At 61.8% G+C, this 8,177-nt stretch carries 10 protein-coding genes and 1 pseudogene; 4 read left to right on the top strand and 7 right to left on the bottom strand.

What is annotated here, in order from left to right; all coding sequences use genetic code 11:
* Positions 1-91: 91 nt before the first annotated feature.
* Positions 92-745, bottom strand: a pseudogene (locus ABID58_RS36195) (ArdC family protein); the annotation flags it as partial.
* 822 nt (positions 746-1,567) lie between these two features.
* Positions 1,568-2,089 carry a thermonuclease family protein gene (locus ABID58_RS36190; protein ID WP_354037631.1) on the bottom strand — a complete coding sequence of 174 codons (522 nt, stop codon included), beginning with the start codon at positions 2,087-2,089 and terminating at the stop codon, positions 1,568-1,570.
* Positions 2,090-2,263: 174 nt separating this feature from the next.
* On the opposite strand from ABID58_RS36190, the gene ABID58_RS36185 reads away from it, so the two are divergent.
* The gene (locus ABID58_RS36185) at positions 2,264-2,512 is read left to right on the top strand and encodes a hypothetical protein (protein ID WP_085398878.1); all 249 of its coding nucleotides are present in this window, start codon (positions 2,264-2,266) and stop codon (positions 2,510-2,512) included.
* An 83-nt stretch (positions 2,513-2,595) separates the two neighbouring features.
* Positions 2,596-2,862 carry a hypothetical protein gene (locus ABID58_RS36180; protein ID WP_085398877.1) on the top strand — a complete coding sequence of 89 codons (267 nt, stop codon included), beginning with the start codon at positions 2,596-2,598 and terminating at the stop codon, positions 2,860-2,862.
* Positions 2,863-2,895: 33 nt separating this feature from the next.
* On the opposite strand, the gene ABID58_RS36175 is transcribed toward ABID58_RS36180, so the two are convergent.
* Positions 2,896-3,096, bottom strand: coding sequence for a DUF3606 domain-containing protein (locus ABID58_RS36175; RefSeq protein ID WP_085398876.1), 201 nt, complete (start codon positions 3,094-3,096; stop codon positions 2,896-2,898).
* A gap of 90 nt (positions 3,097-3,186) precedes the next feature.
* On the opposite strand from ABID58_RS36175, the gene ligD (ABID58_RS36170) reads away from it, so the two are divergent.
* Positions 3,187-4,107: a non-homologous end-joining DNA ligase gene (gene ligD, locus ABID58_RS36170; protein ID WP_085398875.1), complete on the top strand. Its 921-nt coding sequence runs from the start codon at positions 3,187-3,189 to the stop codon at positions 4,105-4,107.
* 218 nt (positions 4,108-4,325) lie between these two features.
* Here ligD (ABID58_RS36170) and ABID58_RS36165 read toward each other — a convergent pair whose 3' ends face one another.
* Positions 4,326-4,940 carry a cell envelope biogenesis protein TolA gene (locus tag ABID58_RS36165; protein WP_085398901.1) on the bottom strand — a complete coding sequence of 205 codons (615 nt, stop codon included), beginning with the start codon at positions 4,938-4,940 and terminating at the stop codon, positions 4,326-4,328.
* A 143-nt stretch (positions 4,941-5,083) separates the two neighbouring features.
* Between ABID58_RS36165 and ligD (ABID58_RS36160) the strand changes: the two genes are divergently transcribed.
* Entirely contained in the window at positions 5,084-6,031 is a 948-nt protein-coding gene (ligD, locus tag ABID58_RS36160) for a non-homologous end-joining DNA ligase (protein WP_085398874.1), read from the top strand.
* Positions 6,032-6,114: 83 nt separating this feature from the next.
* Here ligD (ABID58_RS36160) and ABID58_RS36155 read toward each other — a convergent pair whose 3' ends face one another.
* From ABID58_RS36155 to ku, 3 genes are all read right to left on the bottom strand, one after another.
* Positions 6,115-6,579 carry a metallophosphoesterase family protein gene (locus tag ABID58_RS36155; RefSeq protein WP_085398873.1) on the bottom strand — a complete coding sequence of 155 codons (465 nt, stop codon included), beginning with the start codon at positions 6,577-6,579 and terminating at the stop codon, positions 6,115-6,117.
* Complete coding sequence (locus ABID58_RS36150; RefSeq protein ID WP_354037629.1) at positions 6,576-7,079, bottom strand: NUDIX hydrolase; 504 nt, start codon at positions 7,077-7,079, stop codon at positions 6,576-6,578. Before ABID58_RS36150 ends, ABID58_RS36155 begins: the two co-directional genes overlap by 4 nt.
* Before the next feature lie 64 nt (positions 7,080-7,143).
* Positions 7,144-8,076 (bottom strand): non-homologous end joining protein Ku, encoded by a 933-nt coding sequence (gene ku, locus ABID58_RS36145; protein WP_354037628.1) that lies wholly within the window; start codon positions 8,074-8,076, stop codon positions 7,144-7,146.
* Positions 8,077-8,177: the final 101 nt, after the last annotated feature.

Here is an 8,177-nt window from a genome sequence, read left to right as displayed (position 1 = left end):
GCGACGAAGATTATGCCGAATGGGATTGGCGGGATCATGCCGCCAACCGGGCCCAGCCGAGCAGATGCGGCATAATCTGGATCGCGGCATTATGCGCCAATTCGTGAAGGGCCGTTCGATGCCAATTGATCGGTTCGAAATAGGCTTGCGGCGGCGGCACCTGTACATAGTCTTCCGTCGGCGCATAGAAGGCGCGGTTGCCGCCGATGCGGAAGTCGATGCCGGCCGCCTTGATCAGAGCATCGACCGTCGGCTCGATCATGCCGGATGGCGGTGGTGGCGCAGCGGTTACGATGTCCGAAGCCAGCCCGTCGCATTGATCGAGATTGAAAACGGTGAAGCGCTTCAAAAATGGAACAGCTTGTGCCTCTTCGCCGGTCTCATGCGCGCGGCGCTTTTCGTCGACCGGCACAAAGCGGTCAGCGTAGACGACGGTCGTGCCGCGCTCGCCCTTGCGGACGTGACCACCGAGCGACAGCGCCTGGCGGAATGTGAGCCAGCTCTGACCGGTGAATCCGCGCTCCGTTGCAGTACCCCAGAGAATTAAAATGTTTATGCCGCTATATTGGCGGCCGGTCGCGGCGCTCTTTGGCATGGCCAAAGGCGCCTTCGCCGCCGCGGCACCCCAAGGCTGTACCCAGGGCACGCGGCCAGCCTCCAGCTCGGCGATGATCTTGTTGGTGATGTCGTCATAAAGGCTTGCCCGGTCCTCACCGGTGTGCGCCTGAGGATAAAGTCTGGACATCGCGGATCTCCGCGACGGGCGCCGCGAGCCTCTCTCGCAGCCTGTAACCCGTCACGGCAAAACCCCGCGACACTCTTGCTCTCAGCCCTCCAGGTGAGAGAATGCGAATTCCCGGACCGACCCGCCTTCTGTCGGATCTTCATGGGACTTTGGCCTTGAGTTGCCCCTAGGGCCGCAGGCCCGACCAGGCGTGCGCCAGGGGCGCATCGCCTTAAGGGAAAATGGCACCCGGAGAGCGTGAGCATAGCGACCCGAAGGGGCACGCGGGTCCGAGTGCAGCGACGAGACCGGTTCAATAGCGGCACCCGGGAACGGGGCAGTGATAGCGATCGCCGCAGGCGAGCCCCTTTTCCGAGTGCCCCCGGCGAGGAGCTCCGCATCCCCTTGCGCGAGGGATCGACGCCGGATGGCCGAGACGCAACGCGGCTCGGTTTACGAGAGCCCGGTGCGGCGGCAGCCGCACGCGCTCTGGCCGAGCAACTCCGCCAAAACTTGAATCAGCGGATCTAGATTTCCTCGCGCGCATTCGTCTGCGCGTCATAGATCCTGATCTGAAGCATGGGAAAGCGCCTCTTCAGTTCTTCTCCACCCGCCCTGGCGCCATCCCTGGTTGCAAATTCGGCTTTGAGCCGGCCGTCTACTTCAAGCGCGTAACCAGAGGCCGGCAATTCACGTGTGGCTGCAACCATTTCATTCCCATTGTACAGTGAGGTGACTGGGAATGATGGGTAGCGTGAGTCGCCCAAACCGCGCTAGAGCCACCTGCGCAAGTGCGGTGATTGGCCAATGCACGTTGTGGATTGGCGCCTTGCTGGGATCGCTTCAAGGATGGGTGTTTGCATCATCCGAACAGGCGGACGGCCTTCCACGTGCGCGGATGCATGCACGATAGAGCCACGGCTCCACGTAACTGCCCTTCCAGAGACCCTGGCCGGCACGCTCAGCCTCGCGTTGAGTTTCGCGATACCTGCCCTTCGAGTATTGGGGCCAATCCAACGCAAGGCCGTTGCGTACAAGCCATTCACCGAGATCCCTACCCTCGACCGAGCAGGTCGCAACCGTGCGGCCATACGGGTCGAGGCTGACTGGAACACAATTGACGGGACGGCGGGCAATGAAGGCGTCAAGGTCGTTCGCGGCCTGCGCACCGCAACGATATTGCAAGCTGTCTTCGCCGCGGCACAGCTGGCTGCTCTCCGGTGCGTCGATGCCCCAAAGCCGGATGCGCACGCCATGCATGTCCAGCGTGTCGCCGTCGATCACGCTGGCCTGTCCGACAAAATCATCGGCCAAGGCCCCGCTCGACAGAATGGCGAGAATCAATGCGACAGCGGTTCGACGCATTTCCAATGACCTTGTAGCTACCGCAAACCATGCGGACTGGATTTCGGCCAGTTATCGAATGTTGCAGCGCCGGCGGGTGCTCCGGCCGCTCGGGATCATGAAACTCCGTGCTGCCAGCCAGTGGCCCTCGAAATGAGCCCAGAACAGAATTACGTCCATCGGCCAAGCGAATACATGAACCTTCCAGACGCCGTCATTCTTAATATCTTGGCCGGTCGCGTTGAATGCCGGGCCGCTCAGCCGGCAAAAACGCGTAAATTTTCATCCCGGCGCGCCTCTTGGGATGAGGCAAAGGCGCTGCAGCGCCTTTTGCCAGGCGAGGCGCTGAAAGTCGTCATGCGCGAGGCGGACAAGGAAGACAAGATTGCTGCGTGGCTGGTTTTGCACAGGGCGGCGGAACACGTGGACAAGCACCTGCCCTAACGATTTGGAATCCCTTCTCTGTGTTAGCAGCCGGAACGAATCGACGGCCGCAAGGATTCGTCATTCGCGGAGGAGCGATCTTGATGCTTATGACCAAGGAGAGACGGACGGCGATCCGCACGGTACGGGGGTGGGCGATAGCCGTGCTGCAGGAGGCAGGCGCGATCCGCGAGTGTGAGTACCACGGCTGGATGCAGGACCGCGCAGATCCGCACGCCCGTGAGCGGGCGTTCGAAATCGCCCGCCTGGATCCGCCACAGGGCCTTTCGCCCGAGGCCGCCACAGGTGCGATCACCGAGGTCCTGGACTCGATCGGCGATAGCTGCCCCGAATGTCCGCCAGAGGCCTAGGCAACGTGCCGGACAATCGGCGCGAGCAAAGACCTAACGCCCGAGACGCTTCTCGACCCGCTTCCGGCTGTTGCCGACCTTTTTGACAGCTTTCTTGACCGCTGACGCCGACCGTCCTGTCTTCTTGGACTCGTACCCCACTTCATACTTTTGCCCGCCGGCCACACGGGCCCGGTCCTGCTTGCGCCCACGCGTCTTCTTCTTCGCCGCCGCCGTCGGCTCCTCCTGTCGGATTGGTAACAGACAAACGCAGCAACGGATTCATGGGTTCCGGAACGATTCCAACTGTGTCAGTTTGAATCAGCTGTTGCGTGGAGTTCTTCAGTGGCGTTTCAGCGTAAGAGACCCGCGGCTATCGGCGTGAAGGCGCCGTTGCCCGGCTTCATCGAACCGGCCCTGGCCACCTCGGTCGAGAAGGTGCCGTCCGGCCGGCGATGGATTCACGAAATCAAGTTCGGCGGCTACCGGGTGCAGGTGCATCTGGCCAACGAGTCGGCCAGGATATTCACCCGGCGTGGTCACGACTGGACGCACCGCTTCAAGAAGGTCGCCCACGATGCCTGGCGCATCAAGGCGAGCTCGGCGGTCATCGACGGCGAGATCGTCGTCCCCGCCGCCGACGGCAGCACCGATTTCTCTGTGCTGCAGAACGAGCTCAAGGGCAAGTCGACCAAGATCGTGCTGGTGGCGTTCGATCTGCTCTATCTGAACGGCCGCGATCTCCGGAAGCTGCCGCTCATTCAGCGCAAAGCCGAACTCAAGAAGATCCTAACCGGCACCGACGTCCCGTTCAGCGAAAGCTTCGAGATCGAGGGCCGCGAGATGTTCGCGCACGCCTGCAAACTCGGCCTGGAAGGTGTCGTCTCGAAGGTGCGAGACGGTCCCTATCCGAAGGGCCGCACAAGCCATTGGGTGAAGAAAACCTGTGCCCAGCGGGAGACGCTGACCATTGCCGGCTTCGCACTCGATGGAACGAAGTGGGACGGCATCTATGTCGGCCGCCTCAAGGGCGACGATCTGATCTATGCGGGCAAGGTCGATCATGGCTTCGACAAGACGTCCGCCGCTGGCCTCCAGAAAAGACTGAAGCCGCTGATCCGGAAGACGCAGCCGTATACCAAGCGCATTGCACACAAGGGCATCTGGGTCGAACCAAAGTTGCTCGCCGAGATTGAGTACCGCGCGAAGTCGGCCGAGGGAAAGGTCCGGCACCCGTTCTTCCGGGGCCTGCGGGAGGACCTGTGATGGATGCATTCGATCGCTTCTGGCACTGGGCCAACAAGCCCTTGGAGAGTCAACTGACGATACCGGCCGAGCTCCATCGGGCCGTCATGGAGCTCGCTTCTGAGGATCGACGGGACCGCGCCGCCGTGAACCAAGCCGCAGCACCCGTACCAGATCCCGAACGATGAACGCTTGAGGCGTGATCGCTGGCCTTCACGCGTGGGTGCCGCCACAGAGACCTAACCCCGCGCGCGCCGCAAGGCGGCTTCCAATCGCTCCTTTTCCTTATCCCAGCGGGCTTGTTCGGTCTGCGATCTCTTCTCAAGAGCCTCGAGTTCGGCCTGGATGAAGGCAGCCCGCTTCGCGTGCTCTTGCTCGGCCTTGTCCAACGCAGCCTGTGCCTTGTCGACCGCCTGCTGACGGCGTTCACGCTCTTTCTGCCTAGCGGCCTCTTCCTTCGCCCGTTCAAGCTCGCGGCGCGACCGCTCTCGTTCGTAGGCGAGAGCGGCCTTGCGCTCCGCCGCCTTGTCAACGGGGCGAGAGGAAAGCTTCTTCGTCTTCGGGCCTTTCGACTTGTGGGCGGTCTTCATTGGTCCGCCGCCGCCGAGGTCGGTGGGCAGCTCGGCCTGTTCGCTGAAAGGTCGGTCGGTGCCAACCGGGCGCCTGAGAACGACGCCGGGCTTTGCCATGGTCGCGGCGATGACGTCCGGATCGTGGCTCTCCTTCGCGGCCCCCTGATGGAAGAGATTGCTGTCGGCGCCCCACGCCTCCAGAGCCGCCTTCATAGATGGCGCCGCGATCGCCTGATCGAAAAAGCCCAGCGAGGTCTGATAGGTCTTCAATTTTCTGGCCATCGGTCTGATCCGCCCTCCCTGATCGATCATCACCGTCGCGCAAGCCCGCGGCACCTGCGGAACACGACGCGGCTCCCATGCGTTCCCTCATCCTTGAAGGACGTCCATGCATTTCGCAACGCGCTCTTAAGGATTGACCTCGAATGAGCCGGACGTCGACCCTGCCCAAGCGCCTGCAGCCGATGCTTGCTACGCTCACCGACGCGCCGTTCGACGATCCCTGCTGGGTTTTCGAGGACAAGTACGACGGCTTCCGGATGATCGCGGAAATCCGGCAGGGCAAGGTGGCGCTCTACAGCCGCAACGGCAAAATCATCAGCCGCAGCTATATCGAAGTCGCCGAAGCGCTGGAGGGCGTGAAGGGCGACGCCGTGATCGACGGCGAACTCGTCGCGATCGGTAAGGACGGCGTCTCGCATTTCCAGCTGCTTCAAAACGCGCTGCGTCATGAAGCGAAGCTTAAGTATTGCGCCTTCGATCTCATGTTTGAGAATGCAGTGGACTTGCGCAAGCAGCCGCTTCTCGAGCGCAAGAAGCGGCTGAAGGCAATTCTGCCGCGCGACAAGCTGATCGCCTTCAGCGCTCACCGCAAAGGGAACGGCACGAAATTCTTCGCCGAGGCCGAGCGGAAAGGTCTCGAAGGCATCATGGCGAAGCGAGCCGATAGCGCGTATGCGTCCGGAAGCCGGACGGCGGATTGGCTGAAGATCAAGGCGGCTAAACGACAGGAAGTGGTGATCGCCGGCTTCACGGCGCCCAGGTGCACCAGGCCGTTCTTCGGCGCGCTGGTCCTCGCGGTGAGGCAAGACAACACATGGCGCTACATCGGACATGTCGGCACTGGTTTCAGCCACAAGGTCCTGGAAGACCTCTATGCCAAGCTCGTGAAGCTAAAGGCCGCCAAATCACCCTTTCCTGCCAAGGTGAAGGACGAGGCCAACACGACCTGGGTCAGGCCCTCGCTGGTGGCCGAGGTCAAATTCGCCGAGTGGACGAGCAAGGGCGAACTGCGCCAGCCCGTCTACCTCGGGCTCAGGTCCGACAAGCGGGCGAAGGATGTCGTGCGTGAACGAGAACGTCCGCGCAAATAGCGCTTCCCACCTGGCGTAACCGGCAAACGGAGCGAATTACGCGTTCGCCTCCTCCGCTGTGAATTCCGTCCGTAGTGGTTCGCTCAGTCGCCTCCAAGGTCGTGGATTTCGGGTCGCATGCCCTCAGGCGTGACTTCGAGTGTCGCAAGCGTGATCGGCAGCTTGAAGCGCCGCGGTCCCGCGCTGCCGGGATTGAGGTAGAGAACGCCGCCGACCGTGTCGATCTTCGGCACGTGGGAATGCCCGGAGACGATGACGTCGATGCCGGCGCCGGGATCGACCTGCAGCGTCTTTAGGTCGTGCAGAATGTAGATCGACTTTCCCGCCAAGCGCACGAGTTTCGTGTCGGGGTATTGGCGAGCCCACTCGCCGCCGTCCACGTTTCCACGGATGGCCGTGACGGGCGCGATCCGGCGAAGCGCGTCGACGATCTCGGGGCGCCCGATGTCGCCGGCATGGATGATGTGATTGACACCCGCCAGGGCTCGTTCCGCCTCGGGCCTCAACAGGCCGTGCGTGTCCGAAATGATTCCAATCCTGAACATCATTTCCCGTCGCTCTCCGCCGCGATCGCCAAAAGACGATCGAGAAGTTCTACCTGCCCGGACAACATCTTCGTCCGCGCGAACTCGATATTGAACCATTCCGCGCGGTCGACTTCGGGAAAGCTCTGCCGTCGACCGCTTCGTGGCGGCCATTCGATATCGAAGGTATTGCTGGTCAGCGCCGCCGGGTCAAAATGGCCTTCTCCGCAGAATGCGATGACGCGCTTTCCTCCTCGCTGTCGGATCTGCCCCAGCGCCTGGAGTGGACCAATCGAAGCGCTCGGGCCGAGTTCTTCGGCAAACTCGCGCCGCGCGACCTGCTCCGGAGTATCCGCGGCATCGATTTCGCCCTTGGGAATGGACCAGGCGCCATTATCCTTCTTGCGCCAGAACGGACCGCCGGGATGGACGAGCAGAACCTCGAGCCCGCGAGCGCCCTTGCGGTAGGCGAGAATGCCCGCACTCAACATCGATCTCCTGGAAGTCTTTTTCAGCGCAGCCATATCGCTCCCTGCCGCGGACGACGAAGTAACGGCCGTCTGGCGCCACTGGATGCTTAGCGTCTCGCTATGCCGACTTCCGCTGCGGTTTGGCCGCCGGCTTCTTCGCCGCGGTCTCCTTGGCCGGTTTCTTGCCGGCAATCGGCATCAGCATTTCCTTCTGCCCGGCCGACGCCTTGCGCGCCTTCCTGGCTGGCTTCTTTTGCGACTCTGTCGCTGAAGCCGCGTCGGCTCCAATGCTCTTGCGCAGTGCGTCCATCAGGTCGACCACGTTCTCACCGCGAGGACGCGCTTTCGCGGTGATCGGCTTGCCGGCGCGCTTCTGGTTGATGAGCTCGATGAGAGCGGTTTCGTACTGGTCTTCGAACTTGTCCGGCTCGAAATGTCCCGCCTTCTGGTTGACGATATGCCTGGCGAGATCGAGCATGTCCTTGGTGACTTTGACGTCCTGGATGTCGTCGAAATACTCATCCGCGGAACGGACTTCGTAGGGATAACGCAGCAGCGTCCCCATCAGCCCCTTGTCGAGCGGCTCGAGCGCGATGATGTGTTCGCGATTGGTCAGCACCACCCGACCGATCGCGACCTTGTTCATCTCGCGGATCGTCTCGCGAATGACCGCGAAGGCATCGTGCCCAACTTTGCCGTCAGGGCGCAGATAATAAGGACGGATGAGATATCGCGGATCGATCTCGCTGCGGTCGACGAATTCGTCGATCTCGATGGTTCGCGTGGATTCGAGCGCGACGTTCTCGAGCTCCTCCTTGGTAACCTCGATGAATGTGTCGGTGTCGACCTTGTAGCCTTTGACGATGTCTTCGTTGTCGACCTCCTCGCCGGTGTCGGCATCCACCTTGGCGTATTTGATGCGGTGACCGGTCTTACGGTTGAGCTGGTTGAACGAGACTTTTTCGGATTCCGACGTGGCCGGATAGAGCGCTACCGGACAGGTGACGAGGGAAAGACGCAGAAAGCCTTTCCAATTCGCGCGGGGGGCCATGGGGAGGAACTCCGATACTGATGCCGGATTCAAGACGATCCACCCAGCTTGGTTCCGACATCGCGCCCCTTCCACCATGATGATTTTTTCTCGCGCGGGCC

The organism is Bradyrhizobium sp. S3.2.6, from assembly GCF_040546885.1.
Lineage (GTDB): Bacteria > Pseudomonadota > Alphaproteobacteria > Rhizobiales > Xanthobacteraceae > Bradyrhizobium > Bradyrhizobium cytisi.
Note: the sequence above shows the minus strand (reverse complement) of the source record. Positions and strands in the feature narration are given on the sequence as shown.

Coding starts and splice junctions, on each gene's coding strand:
- ABID58_RS36180 (WP_085398877.1), top strand. CDS start 2,596: ATGCTTATGACCAAGGAGAGACGGACGGCGATCCGCACGGTACGGGGG.
- ABID58_RS36165 (WP_085398901.1), bottom strand. CDS start 4,940: ATGGCCAGAAAATTGAAGACCTATCAGACCTCGCTGGGCTTTTTCGAT.
- ABID58_RS36155 (WP_085398873.1), bottom strand. CDS start 6,579: ATGATGTTCAGGATTGGAATCATTTCGGACACGCACGGCCTGTTGAGG.
- ligD (WP_085398874.1), top strand. CDS start 5,084: ATGAGCCGGACGTCGACCCTGCCCAAGCGCCTGCAGCCGATGCTTGCT.
- ABID58_RS36190 (WP_354037631.1), bottom strand. CDS start 2,089: ATGCGTCGAACCGCTGTCGCATTGATTCTCGCCATTCTGTCGAGCGGG.
- ku (WP_354037628.1), bottom strand. CDS start 8,076: ATGGCCCCCCGCGCGAATTGGAAAGGCTTTCTGCGTCTTTCCCTCGTC.
- ABID58_RS36150 (WP_354037629.1), bottom strand. CDS start 7,079: ATGGCTGCGCTGAAAAAGACTTCCAGGAGATCGATGTTGAGTGCGGGC.
- ABID58_RS36185 (WP_085398878.1), top strand. CDS start 2,264: ATGAACCTTCCAGACGCCGTCATTCTTAATATCTTGGCCGGTCGCGTT.